A 15,170-nucleotide genomic window follows, 5' to 3' on the forward strand; every position below is an offset into this window, starting at 1 on the left:
TGCGCCCAATGTCTGGGATCGCCCATCTCCCCAAGTTCACGGCCGAACCGTAGGATCACCCCACCTCCCGTGGGTTCGGAGACGTCCATGTTGATCGACCGGTTGGTTCGGTTCTTACTTCCGCGTCCCGACCAGTTCTTCGCCATGCTCGAAGAACTGGCCGACAAGATCGAGGCGACGGCGGCGGTCTTTGCCGAACTGGAGTCCGCTACTGGCCACGGCCAAATCGAGGCGATCGCGGCCCGGCTCAAGCCCATTGAGTCCGATGCGGACAACGTGTGTCAGCGGCTCTATGAGGAGATCGACCGCACGTTCGTGACCCCCATCGACCGAGAGGATCTGGCCCGGCTGACGAAGGTGCTGGACAACGTGGTGGACGGGATGGAGCACACCGCCGCGTTCGCCGCCCTGTTCCGCTTCGCCGCGCTGACCGAACCGATGCGGCACCTGGTTCGGCTCACTGTAGGCTGCGCTCGTGAACTGGCCGGGGCCGCGCGCCGGCTGCGCCAGTTCGCCAACCCCGATTCCGTGAAGGGCGCGACCATCGCCGTTCACGCCCTGGAGAACGAGGCCGACGCCGTTTACCGCAAGGCCATCGCCGCTCTCTTCGACAACGGCATCAACCCCGTCGAACTGGTCCGCCAGAAGGACATGCTCTTCAGTCTCGAAGAGGGCATCGACCAGTGTGACGACGCGATGGACGCCATTCGTTCGGTGGTGGTCAAGAATGGCTAGTGCGTTCATCATCCTCGTTCTGGTCGTGGTACTGGCCCTGGTGTTCGATTACATCAACGGGTTCCACGACACCGCTAACGCGGTCGCCACGGTCGTCTCCACGAACGTCCTACCCGGGCGCACCGCGGTGCTGCTCGCGGCGGTGTGCAACTTCGTTGGCGCGTTCATCGGTGTCGGCGTCGCCAAAACCATCGGCGGCGACATCGCCGATCCGAAATCAATCACGCAACTGGTGGTTGCGGCCGCGCTGCTCGGCGCGATCGTCTGGAACTTGCTCACGTGGTACTACGGCATCCCGTCCAGTTCGTCGCACGCGCTCATCGGCGGCTTGGTCGGCGCGGTGTGGTGCTTCCGGGTGCTCCACGACGAGGCGCCACTGGACGCTTTGTGGGGGTTGCTCACGTCGAAGGGCGTCTTACTGACGCTCAAAGCGCTCGTTATTTCGCCGCTGTGCGGGTTGCTCGGCGGGTTCCTGTTGATGGTGCTCCTTCTATGGGTCGTGCGCCGCGCTCGCCCGGCGACTGTGAGCCGCAACTTCCGCGCACTGCAACTCGTTTCGGCCGGGTTCATGGCCTTCGCCCACGGGTCCAACGACGCCCAGAAGTCGATGGGGATCATCACCCTCGCGCTCGTGGCCTACGCCGCTTCGCTGGGGCAGACGGCCGACCTCGTTGTGCCGGGCTGGGTGATCGTGGCCTGTGCGACGGCGATGGCCCTGGGGACCGCGTCCGGTGGGTGGCGCATCATGAAGACGATGGGCCACCGAATCATCAAGTTGCGCCCGATCAACGGGTTTGCGGCCGAAACCGCGGCATCGCTGGTGATTCTGGGGGCGACTTGGTTGAAGGCCCCGGTGAGCACCACTCACGTCATTTCGTCGAGCATCATGGGCGTCGGCGCTTCCAAGCGGGTCTCGGCCGTGCGCTGGGGCGTTGCCCAAAATATGCTTTGGGCGTGGGTGCTCACGATTCCCATTTCCGCGGCCGTGTCCGCGCTCACGTACCTCGTTCTGCACTGGCTGTTGGGGTAAGGATCATGTGCGGGTCGCGTCGCGTTTCTCGTGACCGGCCCGCAGACCCCGCTTCGCTCACCTGCACTCGCTTGGGGCTACGGCCCCTTTGCCCGTCGCGCAACCGCACTTATCACTTCTAACACTCTCCCAACTTCCGATCCGCGGCGCTCTTGTAGTGCCAAGTACCGTGTTCGGTGGCTGAGTTGCCAGAGATCTCTCGTGTACCATAACTGGCACTATGGTACTATACGACATTTCTACGCCTTTGTTTCACAAAATCTACACATTTCGTTTGGTGGCGTAAGGCGCGTGCCCAAAACTGAGTTCGTGGCCTTTTGGGGCCGATTGCTGACTGGAGTGCTCGATGGCGCGACTCACTCGCCGCGCGTTCTTTGGTTCTGCGCTCACGGGGTTTGCTGCCGTTTCCAGCGGACACGCGCCTCCACTCACGCGGGCAGTTTCGGACTCGCCCTTGTCGTCTTGGGCACCCACGGGCGCTCCCGACGGGTTGTTTCTGACGTGGCAGCGCGACCCGACTACGACCGTGACGGTGCGGTGGATCGGGCCTCGTTGGTCTGGCGAGACGAGTGTGAGTTTCGCGCTGTTCCCGATGGGTGAAACGTGGCAGGTCGCGCAAGTTGAGCCGAAACCGTTCCCCGGAACGAACCTCAGTGTGTATCGCGCCGAGATCACCGGATTGTCGCCGGGGAGCGAGTACCAGTTCCGTGTCGGGAACCGACCGTTCACTCACCGGTTCCGCACGATGCCGGCGCGGGCGACCGACGCGATCACGTTCGTATCCGGCGGCGATTGTGGGGCGAACGCGCATGCGGTCGCGACGAATCTGCTCGCCGCCAAGCAGGAGCCACACTTCGTTCTCTTGGGCGGGGACTTGGCCTACGACAACGGTCGGTCGCCGGAGACGTTCCTCGCGTTCCTGCGAAACTACAGCACGCAAATGATCGACCCGGTGGGTCGGCTCATTCCGCTGGTCGCGTGCATCGGGAACCACGAGGTCAATGGAGCCGTCGGAGCCAAGCGGGAAGGGGCGCCGGCGTTCCTGAGCGTGTTCGACGGACTGTTTCGAGACACCACCTTCGGCACGCTCGACTTCGGCGATTATCTGAGCCTTGTGCTATTGGATTCCGGACACGTCGCGCCGGTCGGGAGCGGGCAATCCGAATGGTTGGAGAAGACATTGCGCGAGCGGGAAGGGTACCTGCACCTGTTCGCGGCGAATCACGTCCCGGCGTATCCATCGGCGCGTGACCCGGGCGAAGCCGGGGCCGAGAACCGGAAACACTGGTGCCCGCTGTTCGAGCGGTACGGCGTGGACGCGGTCCTGGAGCACCACGACCACACGTTCAAGCGCACGCACCCGTTGAAGGGTGGCCTGAAGGATAAGTACGGCGTTCCTTATTTGGGTGACGGCTCCTGGGGGCAGTTGCGCGCCCCCGCGCTACTCGCGAAGCGCCCGTACCTTGTGGCCGCGAGCCGAGCGTACCACCTGACGCTTCACCGATTGGAGGGTGCGAGCCGGTTCCACGTCGCGCTCGAAGCAGGTGGCGCGGTAGCCGACGTGTACGGCACCGAGGGCAAGCGCCCGGCGCGCCGTGGGTGAGCGTGTCTGCGATTCCGATCATACCCTTCGTCCGCTCCGTGCGGTGGTGCCCAACCCATTCTTGTTCACGAACCGGTCCGCCTTGAGTCGGGTGAGCCGGGTCCACCGGTAGTCGCGGATCAGCTTGAGGTTGTCAGGCGGCCGTATCACCCGTCGAACACCCCGCACTGGGCTTGAATCTTCGGGCGCAGGCTCCCCGGATCACGTCGGCGAAGTGGTCGCTCTTGGTGCGCACATCGGCCTTGTCGTGGACCCGGTAGTCGCGCGTCCGGTTTGTCCAAGGTCGAAGCGTCCCCGCCAGTATCCCGCCGTCCCACGGACCTGGGGTGCGGCTCCGTTTCACAAGGTATCGAGATCGGGCTCCCGGCGGGTCAATGCGTCGTAGGTCGGTGGGTGCGGTTGGTTCGGTTGCACCCGAGCCTCCTCCCTCCCTGAGCGCGCTTTCGGGGCGCGATCAGGAACTCGCTGTGATCGCGCGGGGGCACCTCGGGCACGCTCGTGAACCGATCGTGGGCTCCGGCGAGCGCGGGCGCAATGCACAAAATTGTGTGGCTGTGTGGTGATTTGGTGGTTGGTAATGTAATTGATCGTGTCTGTTTTGAATGGCTCTCACGGCTTCCGCCCGGTGTGAAGGGGCTCTTTTGGGGCGTGGCACTTTTTTGAGCCGCTGTCGCGGGAAGAGACACTATGCTGCTCCCACGGGGCTATTTCGTGGGAGCAACACTATTTTAAACCGTGAGACGAGCGCGAATTTTCTTTGCCCAGCGCTTCGTGGCGTGCGGAAATAGTGGGAAATTGGGGTGCGGTTTGTTCGGCTTGCCGTCGGGACCGGGCGCTGTAGAATTCCCCTCAGACACGGCTCTGTTCCTTAGAAACGGATGTCGTGATTGCGACCTAAAACGTTGCAACCGCTTAAAATCAACCGGAGATATCGGGTGTTTTATCTGATGTCAAACTCGGGGAGAGCAGGACGAGAGGGGATACTTAAGTCCTAAAATTGCAGAAACTTGCACCCATAGCTCAACTGGATAGAGCATCGGTCTACGGAACCGAAGGTTAGAGGTTCGACTCCTCTTGGGTGTACTTTAGGGCCGCAACGACTTATGTCGTTCGGCCCTTTTTATTTCTTGGCGGGTGCACCCATGAAAAAGTGGGTACAGGTCGGCACGGCACGTCGAAACGGCTGGAAGAGGTCACGCCGCAGTTTGCACAGTTGATTCTTGGCTCACGGGCCGTTTCTTGCGGAATGGATTGCCGGGCCTGTTAGCGAAGAATCGAGTCAGCCGGTCGTCCCCACTCAACACGGCCGCGCGCAGTTGGAGGATCGATTCGGCCCCGTGCGTGCGGGTCCAGTGCTTGCGCTCGTCCTTCACCCGCGCGTTGAACTCACCGACCAACGACTCCACCAAACGGCTCATCGTCGGTAACCCCGCGCGACGGTAGCGCGGGTAATCCATCCGCTTCTGGTTGTTCCTCAAATAGCTCCGCGCCTCTGCCACCAACCGACGCGGGTCGTGGCGATCCTCTGCTGACGTCGGTTCGCCGGGCGGCGGTTCGCCCACGCGCGCTTGCCACCCGTCCCGTTCACTCAGCACCGCGCCGGCCTGACCCTGCCAACAGGCACGCAGCCAGACCAAGTATTGCGCCCACGCGAGAGACTCATCGGCGCTCACCGCGCACGCCGAGGTGTACACGTAACAGAGCACGTGCAGGAAATCGACGATCGGCTCGAAGTCCCCGAAGTAGCCCGCGTGAATCGACCCGTTGTACGCCATCCCGTCGGCCACGAGCGCACGGCGCCGGGCCTCATAGAAGTGTCGCTCCTGGGCCGCCGCCGCCATCATCGGACCGAACGACGAACTCGGCTCCAGGCTCGCCACGCACGTCCGAACTAACTGCACCGGGGACCAACGATCCGGCCCTTCGGCCCTGGGCGAATTGGTCGCCGGATCGGTCGATTCGTCAGGGATCTCTTGGGGACCGGCCTCACCCGCCCGGCCCTTCATCTGGGTCACCAGACGCTTCACGCGGCGGGGGCACGTGAACGATCCCGGCGGTTCGGGGCACGGGTCGTGGGCGAATGTTGAACTCGTGAGGGTGACCAGAGCGGCGACCTTGTCTTCCTTGTTCTGGGCCTCGTGAACGCCCGGCCCACGTTCGGCGCCGCGGGTGCGAATCCGTCCCCCGTCGACCTCGACGGCCACGGCCCCGGGGATCACGGCCACGCGCGCCGGGAGTTGCCGCCGGCGATGCTCGATCGCCTTCCGGTCGCGCTGCCCGATGCGTTCCGCTCCGACTTCGTGAGCCCGCCGCCGGACCTGGCTCTCGCTGATGGCAATACCGGCCATGCGAACCGCATCGGTGGCATCACGGAACGAGGCGAACCGCGCGGTCGCGGTGACGACCTGCTCAACAACGGAGGAACTGTAGCCGTGCTCATCCAGCCCCAGCGCGGCCCGCAAGGGGGACAAAGTCCCGGCGGCAGTCGGGACAGTGGGCCACTCGTTCGACGTGTGAGACCCGCGCTCCTTGGGCCGTGAGTGCGCGCGTGCGCGACTCCGTGGGACCGGCCTTACCGCAGCCCGGACAGGGGTGTTCGTTGGTCAGTCGTTGGGCTTGCTGCTGGAGGAGCAGTTGACGTGTTCCTTCGGTCAATCCTTGTGCGGCGGCGGTGGCGATCTGCTCGAAGGTGCGGAAGTCGACATCGAGACCGGGTTCCTCGTCTCCAAATGCCCGCTTGGAAACGATTTTGGCCCACTGAGCCGCGAGGTTGTGGAGTTCCTGAAGTTCCTCGGGCGTGAATCGCGGGGTAGCCGTGCTTCGTCCTGCCCTGAAGTTACGTCGATGGCAACTTCGGGACTTCCTATCCCACAACGGAATTTACGCAAGCACCCGCGCAAACCGCGACGTGACCTCCACCCCCAGTGGGGCAGGGGTGAGTCCGAGGAATGTGAGCGGTATTCAAGCGGCTCGTGGTCTGGTGTTGTTCCAGAACCCTTCCCACAAGCCTTCGTTGCTGAGCACAGGCCACCGTCCCACCGAACCGTTCCCCGTCACGCTCGGGCCGCGAGACATCCCAGGGCTCGGGTGCCCGGACCGGTTCCACCGGGTGATGCGCCCGGTGCCGCTGCTCGAGTCGCTCTCCGGCGCGTTCGGTGAACACCCGGCACGCCTCCTCGGACACCCGCAGTCCGGCCAACTCTTCGAGCCGTTGCTCGGCCCGGCGGAACGGTTCGAGGATCCCGGCCAGGGCGACCAGCGGTTGCACCCCGGGGCTGTATCGGCCGTCCAGGAGCAGCGCGTCGTCGGCCGGGCTGTGCCCGGTCCCGCAGGACGAGCAGTGGTAGTACGCGCGGGTGCGCTCGGCCCGCAGACGGTCAGGATGGTGCGGATGCGGTGCTCGACGAAGCGGGCGCCGTCGGTGCAATGAGGGCACACTCGGCTGGCCCCGTCGTACCCCTTTTTTGATCGCCGTTGAGGGCGACCTGATGAACATCGGTGGCGAGTCGGTGGGCGTGGTCGCGGAGTGTGTACTCGACCGCGCCGAGGATCTGTTCGGGTGGCGCGCCTCCAGCCGCTCCTCGGCCATCTGGCGTGCGCGTTGCCCGAGGAGCGGCTGGAGGCGCGCTATGAGTTGGTGGACCCGGGCCTCGCGGTCTTCTGGCGGTACCGGCACCGAGGGGTTGGAGTCTGCCATGACGTACTCACCGAAGGGAATTTGCTTCACCAAACAAGAGTCTGGCCGAGACCTCCACGTTTTGCACCCACATTCTCCGGACGCACCCGGTGTGCGGGGAGCGTCGGTTCCCCTCTGGACCGGCGCACGTTGCGCGGGCACAATGAACGACCCAATTCGGAGGACACCATGCCCATTTCGTTGCGCGTCTTCGCGCTCGGCTCCGTTGCTGTGCTGACCTTGTGCGGTACGGTCGCGGCCATCGACCCGACCATCTCCGTACCGCCCGTTGCCAAAAAGGTGTCGACCGAACTCCGGCTCCACGGGGCCACGCTGGTCGACGACTACGCATGGCTCAAGGACAAGAAGAGTCCCGAAACTATCGCGTACCTCGAAGCCGAGAACGCCTACGCCGAAGCGGTCATGAAGCCCACGCTCAAGCTCCAGGACGCGCTGTACAAGGAGTACCTGTCGCGCACCAAACAGACCGACCTGAGTGTCCCGTACCGCGAGGGCGGGTATTGGTACTACTCGAAGACGGCCGAGGGCAAACAGTATCCGACGTACTGCCGCAAGAAGGGCGCTCTCGATGCGCCGGAGGAGGTGATTCTCGACGTGAACGAACTCGCGAAGGGCGAGAAATTTATGTCGGCGCGGGTCGCGAGCGTGTCCGACGACGGGGCGCGGATCGCCGTTCTCACGGACACCACCGGGTTCCGCGAGTACATGCTCAGCGTCAAGGATCTGACGATCGGCACGACGCTCGACAACCGGTTCGTGAAAGCCGCGTCCGTGGCCTGGGCCGCGGACGGAAAAACGCTGTTCTACGTCACCGAAGACTCCGCCAAGCGCCCAAACAAGTTGTGGCGCCACGTCGTGGGCGAGTCGCGTGAAAAAGACGTGTTGGTGTATGAGGAGAAGGACGAGCTGTTCCGGCTCGGCATCGGCCGTACCCGTGACGGCAAGTATCTGACGTCCGCGTCCGCCAGTTCGACGACCACGGAACAGCGGTTCCTCGCGGCCGACGACCCCGCGGGCACCTGGACGACGCTGCTCCCGCGCGAGACCGGGCACGAGTACACCGCGGACCACCGCGACGGGCTGTTCTACATTCGCACCAACCGCGACCGCGCTACCAACTTCAAGCTCGTCACCTGCCCGGTCCGCGACACCGACCCGAAGAAGTGGAAAGAGTTCCGGCCTCACTCGGGCGCTGTGCTGATTCAGGGGGTGAGCCTGTTCAAAGAGTTCGCGGTGATCTCAGAGCGCGAGGGCGGCGTCACGCAGATCCGGGTTCACCGCTTCGCGGACGGCGCGTCGTATCGAATCGAGTTCCCGGAGCCGGTGTTCTCGGCTAACCCCGGCCGGAACCCGGAGTTCGACACCACGACGATCCAACTCAGCTACACGTCGCTGGTGACGCCCGCGTCGGTGTACTCGTTCGATCTGGCGACGAAGGCGCGGAAGCTCCTCAAACAGCAGGAGATCCCGGCGGGCTACGACCCGGCGCGGTACGCCTCCGAGTGGGTGTTCGCGACCGCGAAGGACGGCACCAAGGTGCCCCTCTCCATCGTGTACAAGAAGGGTCTGAAGCGCGATGGCACCGCGCCGGTGCTCCTGTACGGCTACGGCAGTTACGGGGCCAGCGCGAACGTGGGGTTCAGCGCCACGCGGTTGAGCCTCCTGGACCGCGGGGTCGTGTTCGCGCAGGGGCACATCCGCGGCGGGGCGGACATGGGCCGGCAGTGGTACGAGGACGGCAAGATGCTGAAGAAGGTGAACACGTTCACCGACTTCATCGCGTGCGCCGACTTCCTCGTGGAGCAGAAGTACGGCGCACGCGAGCGCCTCGTGATCCAGGGCGGCAGCGCCGGCGGGCTGCTCGTGGGCGCGACGGTGAACTTGCGCCCGGACCTGTGCAAAGCGGCGGTGCTCCAGGTACCGTTCGTGGACGTCATCAACACGATGCTCGACGAGTCCCTGCCGCTGACCGTGCAGGAGTTTCTGGAGTGGGGCAATCCGAAGAAGTGCGAGGAGTTCGAGTACATGCGGACGTACTGCCCGTACACGAACCTGGCGAAGAAGAGCTACCCCGCGATGCTGATCGAGACGAGTTTGAACGACAGTCAGGTGCTGTTCCACGAACCCGCGAAGTACACTGCCAAGGTTCGGGCGCTGAAGACCGACAGCAACCCGGTGGTGTTCCGGTGCCGGATGGTGGGCGGGCACGGCGGGGCGAGCGGCCGGTACGACGCGCTCAAGGACGTCGCGTACACGACCGCGTTCATCCTCGACCAAATGGGCATCGCGGAGTGATGATTGTTCATTAGTAAATGTGTTGTGCTGAAGTGTTTTGTGCTCGTGGCACAGGCCTCTGGCCTGTGGGGACGTTTCCACAGGCCAGAGGCCTGTGCCACGAAAACCGTTGGTCCGCAAAACGTGGCTTGCGCCTCTTCTCGGAACAGTACCTCATGTTGAGTCTGCTTCCTGTCGCTCTCGCACTGGGCGCTTCTGCGCCCACGGCTCCTGCGCCAAGTACACCGCCACTGCCGGGGTTCCGGGCGAGCGCGTGGTTCGGTGAGTGGGTGCGTGAGGAGTGGGTCGCAGAGGGCGTCCGTGCGGTCGCCAACGCCCCGGCCCGGTTCGACCCCAAGAAACCGACCCGGCTGGTGATCTATGCCACGCCCAACGGTAACAGCATCGAGCAGACACTCGGCTGCGCCCGGGCCGAATCCCTCGACTGGCACTTCGACATCCAGCACGTGGCGGCCCAAATACGGGCGCTTTGCACAGTCGTGCCGGACGAGAACGTGCTACTCGTGTGCGTCGAGGCGGACGGGTTGAGTTGGCCCGCGTGGAAGCGCAAGTATCGGGACGGCCCGGCGCGCGTGCTGAAGGTCGTCGAGGCGCTTCGTGGGTGGGTGCCGGGCGGAGCCGTGCGGGTCGCGCTCGCCGGTCACAGCGGTGGCGGGAGCTTTCTGTTCGGTCTGATCGACAGCGCGGACGCGATCCCGGAATGGATCGATCGGATCGCGTTCCTGGACGCGAACTACTCGTACTCCGACGCGGACAAGCACGGCGATAAGTTACTCGCTTGGCTCGCGGGTGCCCGCGCCCGTCGGCTCGTGGTGATCGCCTACGATGATCGCAATATCGAACTCGACGGCAAGAAGGTGATCGGGCCGGACGGCGGAACGTTCCGCGCGACCGAGCGCATGCGCACGCGGTTCGCCACGGAGGTGACGTTCGCCGAAACGACCGCGGACGATATCACCACCCGCACCGCACTGGACGGCCGGCTCGCGCTTCTCGTCCACGCGAACCCGAAGAACAAGATCCTGCACACGGCGCTCGTGGGCGAAATGAACGGGCTGTTGCGCGGGCTGACCGACCCCGACGCGAAATCGGCGGGGGGAACGTTCGGTGGCCCGCGTGCGTACACGAAGTGGGTTCAGCCCGCTCCCGGCATCCCGAAGCGCCCGGCCAATGCTCCGGGTGGGGCCGCGTTCTTCAAAACGCTCGACCAACTCACTCCGGCCGCACGCGAGGAAGCGATCGCCGAAGAGGTGCTCCGCGGCAACATCCCGAACTTCCTCCGCACGTTCCAGAAAATCACCGTGAAGGCGAAGGACGCATCGGGCAAAGAGCACACGGCAGTCTTCGAGGTGATGCCGGACTACCTGGCCGTGGGCAGCGACACCGACTTCGTTCGCGTGCCGCTTACGCCCCAAACCGCGGCCCGAATCGCGGACGCATTCGGGTGCGTGCTTCCGACGCGCAAGGTGGTGGACGAAGTGTACCGGGCATCGACCGTGAAGCTGGAGCCAAAGCCGATGACCGAGGACCGGGAGTCTTCTGCGACGTTCGCCCGACACAACGCGCTCATTGAGGAACAGCGAGCGGGCCAGAAGCTCGGCGCGCTGGTCGCAGGTACCAAAAAGGACGTCGTGGTATCGAACCGGCTGGCCGAGAAGCCGAACCGGGTCGCCATCTACGGGTGGCACAAGGCGGACGGGAAGCCGATCCAACCGCTTACCATCGTCCACGGGGAGAAGTACGTCGACTACAGCCACGGGGTCCGGTTAATGAACCGCACGATCGCGGTGGACGGGAAGTCACGTGACGTCCGGCACGTCCTGTATGCTGCGGACTTCCACGGGCTGTTGAGCGACGAGGGGCCGGTCACCCGCCCGGCCTACTGACCGGTCCGTGGCGCGCTTTCTGTGACCTCTCCGCAATAGCACCTCCGACAACTTCCCGAGTCCCGAGCATCTGTACTTGAGATGCCACCTACCGGTGAGCAACTCCGCGGCCCACGGCCTATTCCGCTCGTATCCGGGCGCTACAAAGTTGCAGTTGATTTTTTTTCACACGAGCGCCAAACTCGGCACATTCACCCCAAGTAGAGGCACCTTATGTTGTTCCCTCGCCCTATGGCGTTCGGGTTCGCGCTAGTCGTTTTGACCGCGTTCACCGCTCCCTCCGCTCGCGCGGGCCTGCTCCCGGTGGCCGTGACCGTCACTCCGGAAAGTGGGAAGTTCCGTTGGGCTTACTCCGTCACGCTGCCCAGCGACACCGCGCTTCAGGCCGGCAACTACTTCACCATCTACGACTTCAACGGACTCGTTTCGGGTGCCTCGGGCGCACCGGCCGGTTGGACGCTTTCGACCCCCATGACCGGGCCGTCACTGCCGTACATCAACGTCCCCGACGATCCCGCCGTCGAGAACCTCGTTTGGACGTACACCGGGCCGACGATTCCTGCGGGCCGGGTCCAATTGGGGGAGTTCTGGGTCACGTCGCTGTCCGGGGCCAGTGAGGACGGGGTGTTCGTCGGCCACAATATCCGCTCGAAGGACCACAAGCCCGATACGAACGTCACCGAAACGCGGATTCCCGTCCCCGCACCGCCGGGCGTGCCCGAACCGAGCACGCTGGTCCTGACCGGGGTCGGGCTGTCCGTCTTCGGATTGCTCCGTCGTATTCGCCGCGCGTGAACTGGCGGTGCGGATCGAAGGTGTTGTCGGTTACTGTTCCGCGCCTGACGTCACTCCTTCCCGAGTACAAGGTCGACCACCCAGCACCCCCGGACGTGTGCTCCGGGACCGCGGCAGTGGTCAAGAATGTCGGTATTGTCGCAGCCCGAGTCCTGAAGCGCATCCGCCAGGATCGGCATTGCGCCGAAGTCACGCGACTCGTACATTTGGGACGCGAGTGCGACTGCGGTGGACGTGCGCCAGTCGGGGGAGAACGTTACGGGGTGGAAGGGGTTCCCGAAGATGTCGCGGATAAGGTCAGTTTGTCGCGCTGCCTCTTGAGCGTGTGCCTGCTGTGTGGCAGGGAGGCGTTCATCTTGAGTTCGCGCGAGATTATCTGCTACGACTCCGGCTACCACCAAAGCCCATTTAGCCGCTTCACGGGCTGCAACGAAGGCGTGGCCGTGGAAAACTGACGCCACGCATACCTCCGGAGTATAGCCGTCTGAGGTGAGTAAGGCGTACTTCTTCCGTCGCTCACTCTGAGTCACGAAGCCATCGGCGAACCGCTCTGCAAGAGCTAGGGCTGGCTGGTATCTGCGATCCGTGACTTCATCCACAGTACCTCGGCAGCAGACGATCCCAAACAACCTGAGTTTGCGCTGCGTTACTTTTCCGCGGAGAAACGTTAGCATCCTGTCTGGGTAATCGCTTGTTAGCCATTCCGCTTCGGTCATTGGTCGGCCCTCTCGTTTCTCGCGTGACCGATCCCGTTTCTGGTGCAAGTGCGTGTCAGTGGACGCTGCGCGATTCAGCCGGACGCTTTATTCGGGCACAGTTGCTACAATTACTTCACTCGAACGCACCTGTATTCCTCACTCCCACCCGACTCGATCGTCGTGATCGTGTTCGCCCGCTGTTTACTCTTCCTACCCGACTGATCGCAACTCTAAACACTGAGCTGCCCACACGAACCTCGGAGGAGCCTGTCCGATGCGTGTTTCACTCGCGATTCCCGTACCCCTACTGCTACTGTTGGTCTCCCTCTCTCCGCTGACCGCTGACCCACCCGCGGCTAAAGAGCCGAACGCGGTGAAGGAAATCGTTGTGACGAAGGACATCGCGCTCGATAAGGGCGCGACCCTTAACGCCCGGCTCGTCGTCACCGCGTCGCACGTCACCATTGATGGTAACGGAGCCACTTTGGTCGGCGGCGGTGAAGTGGGGAACCCGAAATCGCTCGAAGGGGGCGGGATCGCCGTTCGGATCGAGGGCGCCACGAACGTCACGATCAAGAACCTCAAGGTGAAGGGGTTCGCGACCGGTCTGTGGGCCACCGACGCGACCGCGTTGCGCGTCGAGGGGTGCGACTTCTCCGACAACTACCACAACATGGCGCACGGTTGGGGTGAACTGCCCGCACGCGGTGGTATCGTTCTCACCCGCGTGTCTCACTCGACGTTCACGAAGAACCGGGCGAACCGAGTGTGGGACGGCCTTCACCTGACCGACTGCGACGACAACCTCGTCAGTGATAACGATTTCTCCCACTGCTCGAACGTCTGCGCGAAGCTGTGGCACTCGTCCCGCAACCGGTTCCTGAACAATAACCTCTCCTACGGCATTCGCATTGACCGGGCCAAGGGCGAGGTCCACGCACGCGACAGCACCGGTGTGCTGATCGAAACGGGGGCCGACGACAACTACTGGTATCGCAACGACGTCACCCACGGCGGGGACGGGATCTTTATCCGCGTGCTCAACGGGTGGGTGTCGCGCGGGAACGTGTTCGTCGAGAACGACACGAGCTACGCCAACAACAACTGCATCGAGAGTTGGTCACCGGGCAACACCTACATTCGCAACAAGGCCAACCACGGCAGCTACGGGTTCTGGCTGGGCGGAAGTGACCACACCCGGCTGATCGGCAACGAGGCGGCTTACAACGGGCTGGCGACGGGGTACCACCAGGCGCCCGAACCGGGCTTCAAGCACGGAGGGATCGTCTGTGCCAACGGCCCCGGCAGTCACTTCGTTCTGGACGGCAACCACGTCCACCACAACGGCGGTGGGGGCATCGTGTTCCGGGGCGACCTGGGCTCGAAGGGCAAGGACTGGCGCATCCGGCACTGGGTGATTCAGAACAATCGGTCGCACGACAACGAGTGGGGCGTTTACGGCCAGTACGCGACCGACGTGTATCTGGCTAACAACACCTTCGAGAAGAACGCCAAGGGCAGTTTCTTCGAGGACGTGGCCGACTTGCGGGAAGTGCGCGGCGACCCGACCGTGACTCGCGCGCCCTCGGCACACCTGGAGGGACCGACGCGGGCTGTGGCCGGTAAGCCGGTTCGGTTCAGCGCCGCGGCCAGTCGCGACCCGCTCGGAGGAAAACTCGGGTTCCGCTGGGATCTGGCGGGGCGCATTAAGTCGGGCGCGGCCGTCGAGCACACGTTCGCCGAACCGGGGGTGTACCGCGTGGGGCTGACGGTCGATAATGGCACGCTGGCCGACATCGGGTTCCGGGACGTGGTCGTATCGGCGGCTGGGGAGGAAGAAATCGGCACCGAGGGCGACTCCGGGAACTGGGGTTACGAGTTCGCTGGCGACCCGGAAAAGAAAGGGCGATTGCATTTCGCCGACGATAGCGATGCTGTGGCCGGCGGGTTCGCGCTGCGGCTCCGGCCGGACCCGTACCCCGGCGCCTATGCGACGGCCGTGTACCCGAAGGCGAAGGACGCGACCTGGGATTGGTCGGCGAAGTCCGAGTTGCGCGTGTGGGTCAAGTACCGGAATCCCAACCTCCCGGGCTGGCAGGACGTCGGCCCGGTGGTAACGCTGTTCGGGCCGGAGGGGAAGCGCGTCATCAAGCCCAAGGGTCGGAACTTGCTATCGGGCGGCGAGAGCGAGGCCCGGTGGTTGTGGCAGCGGCTCCGCATCTCGCTCACCGCGACGAACGGCTGGGAGATTGCGGACGAGGGCAAGTTCGCTCCCAATCAGGTGAAGGCGATCGGGATCGGGATGGACTCATTCGGCGGCGACCCGTTCACTCTCTGGCTGGACGGGTTGTCAGTCAAGTAGTCGAGAGTTGATGCGAACCGGCGTTGGTTGCGCCAGAATTTTGGCGCAACCAACACCGGCTCTGATCCA

General features: G+C 64.0%; 11 protein-coding genes and 1 tRNA gene. 9 read left to right on the top strand and 3 right to left on the bottom strand.

Features of this window, described 5'->3' with window-relative positions; translation table 11 throughout:
• Positions 1 to 87 precede the first annotated feature (87 nt).
• From VT84_RS11350 to VT84_RS11360, 3 genes are all read left to right on the top strand, one after another.
• Complete coding sequence (locus VT84_RS11350) at positions 88 to 735, top strand: DUF47 domain-containing protein (RefSeq protein ID WP_082839590.1); 648 nt, start codon at positions 88 to 90, stop codon at positions 733 to 735.
• Entirely contained in the window at positions 728 to 1,765 is a 1,038-nt protein-coding gene (locus VT84_RS11355) for an inorganic phosphate transporter (RefSeq protein WP_082839591.1), read from the top strand. Before VT84_RS11350 ends, VT84_RS11355 begins: the two co-directional genes overlap by 8 nt.
• A 346-nt stretch (positions 1,766 to 2,111) precedes the next feature.
• Complete coding sequence (locus VT84_RS11360) at positions 2,112 to 3,368, top strand: purple acid phosphatase family protein (protein WP_052561276.1); 1,257 nt, start codon at positions 2,112 to 2,114, stop codon at positions 3,366 to 3,368.
• 18 nt (positions 3,369 to 3,386) lie between these two features.
• On the opposite strand, the gene VT84_RS41665 is transcribed toward VT84_RS11360, so the two are convergent.
• Complete coding sequence (locus tag VT84_RS41665; protein ID WP_255359542.1) at positions 3,387 to 3,518, bottom strand: hypothetical protein; 132 nt, start codon at positions 3,516 to 3,518, stop codon at positions 3,387 to 3,389.
• An 859-nt stretch (positions 3,519 to 4,377) separates the two neighbouring features.
• Between VT84_RS41665 and VT84_RS11365 the strand changes: the two genes are divergently transcribed.
• A tRNA-Arg gene (locus VT84_RS11365) sits at positions 4,378 to 4,451 on the top strand.
• Between the two features lie 110 nt (positions 4,452 to 4,561).
• On the opposite strand, the gene VT84_RS11370 is transcribed toward VT84_RS11365, so the two are convergent.
• Complete coding sequence (locus VT84_RS11370; protein ID WP_239465779.1) at positions 4,562 to 5,830, bottom strand: LysR family transcriptional regulator; 1,269 nt, start codon at positions 5,828 to 5,830, stop codon at positions 4,562 to 4,564.
• Positions 5,831 to 6,381: 551 nt separating this feature from the next.
• Here VT84_RS11370 and VT84_RS11380 point away from each other — a divergent pair.
• The 4 genes from VT84_RS11380 to VT84_RS11395 all read left to right on the top strand — a co-directional run bounded on the left by VT84_RS11380 (position 6,382) and on the right by VT84_RS11395 (position 12,041).
• A complete protein-coding gene (locus VT84_RS11380; RefSeq protein WP_157469429.1) occupies positions 6,382 to 6,798 on the top strand; it encodes a hypothetical protein in 417 nt (138 codons plus the stop codon).
• 435 nt (positions 6,799 to 7,233) lie between these two features.
• The gene (locus VT84_RS11385; protein WP_082839593.1) at positions 7,234 to 9,360 is read left to right on the top strand and encodes a S9 family peptidase; all 2,127 of its coding nucleotides are present in this window, start codon (positions 7,234 to 7,236) and stop codon (positions 9,358 to 9,360) included.
• Between the two features lie 155 nt (positions 9,361 to 9,515).
• A complete protein-coding gene (locus VT84_RS11390; protein ID WP_082839594.1) occupies positions 9,516 to 11,246 on the top strand; it encodes a hypothetical protein in 1,731 nt (576 codons plus the stop codon).
• Positions 11,247 to 11,459: 213 nt separating this feature from the next.
• Entirely contained in the window at positions 11,460 to 12,041 is a 582-nt protein-coding gene (locus tag VT84_RS11395; RefSeq protein WP_082839595.1) for a PEP-CTERM sorting domain-containing protein, read from the top strand.
• 50 nt (positions 12,042 to 12,091) lie between these two features.
• Here the strand turns inward: VT84_RS11395 and VT84_RS40725 are convergent, their stop codons facing one another.
• On the bottom strand, positions 12,092 to 12,502 hold the full coding sequence (locus VT84_RS40725; protein ID WP_239465780.1) for a hypothetical protein: 411 nt from the start codon (positions 12,500 to 12,502) through the stop codon (positions 12,092 to 12,094).
• A 511-nt stretch (positions 12,503 to 13,013) separates the two neighbouring features.
• Between VT84_RS40725 and VT84_RS11405 the strand changes: the two genes are divergently transcribed.
• Entirely contained in the window at positions 13,014 to 15,101 is a 2,088-nt protein-coding gene (locus VT84_RS11405) for a right-handed parallel beta-helix repeat-containing protein (RefSeq protein WP_082839596.1), read from the top strand.
• The last annotated feature ends 69 nt before the right edge of the window (positions 15,102 to 15,170 follow it).

The sequence above is a fragment of the Gemmata sp. SH-PL17 genome, assembly GCF_001610855.1.
Taxonomy (GTDB): domain Bacteria; phylum Planctomycetota; class Planctomycetia; order Gemmatales; family Gemmataceae; genus Gemmata; species Gemmata massiliana.

Excerpts from the sequence above, each read along its gene's own strand:
- VT84_RS11355 (WP_082839591.1), top strand. The coding sequence starts at position 728 with ATGGCTAGTGCGTTCATCATCCTCGTTCTGGTCGTGGTACTGGCCCTG.
- VT84_RS11405 (WP_082839596.1), top strand. The coding sequence starts at position 13,014 with ATGCGTGTTTCACTCGCGATTCCCGTACCCCTACTGCTACTGTTGGTC.
- VT84_RS11390 (WP_082839594.1), top strand. The coding sequence starts at position 9,516 with ATGTTGAGTCTGCTTCCTGTCGCTCTCGCACTGGGCGCTTCTGCGCCC.
- VT84_RS11395 (WP_082839595.1), top strand. The coding sequence starts at position 11,460 with ATGTTGTTCCCTCGCCCTATGGCGTTCGGGTTCGCGCTAGTCGTTTTG.
- VT84_RS11350 (WP_082839590.1), top strand. The coding sequence starts at position 88 with ATGTTGATCGACCGGTTGGTTCGGTTCTTACTTCCGCGTCCCGACCAG.
- VT84_RS11360 (WP_052561276.1), top strand. The coding sequence starts at position 2,112 with ATGGCGCGACTCACTCGCCGCGCGTTCTTTGGTTCTGCGCTCACGGGG.
- VT84_RS11385 (WP_082839593.1), top strand. The coding sequence starts at position 7,234 with ATGCCCATTTCGTTGCGCGTCTTCGCGCTCGGCTCCGTTGCTGTGCTG.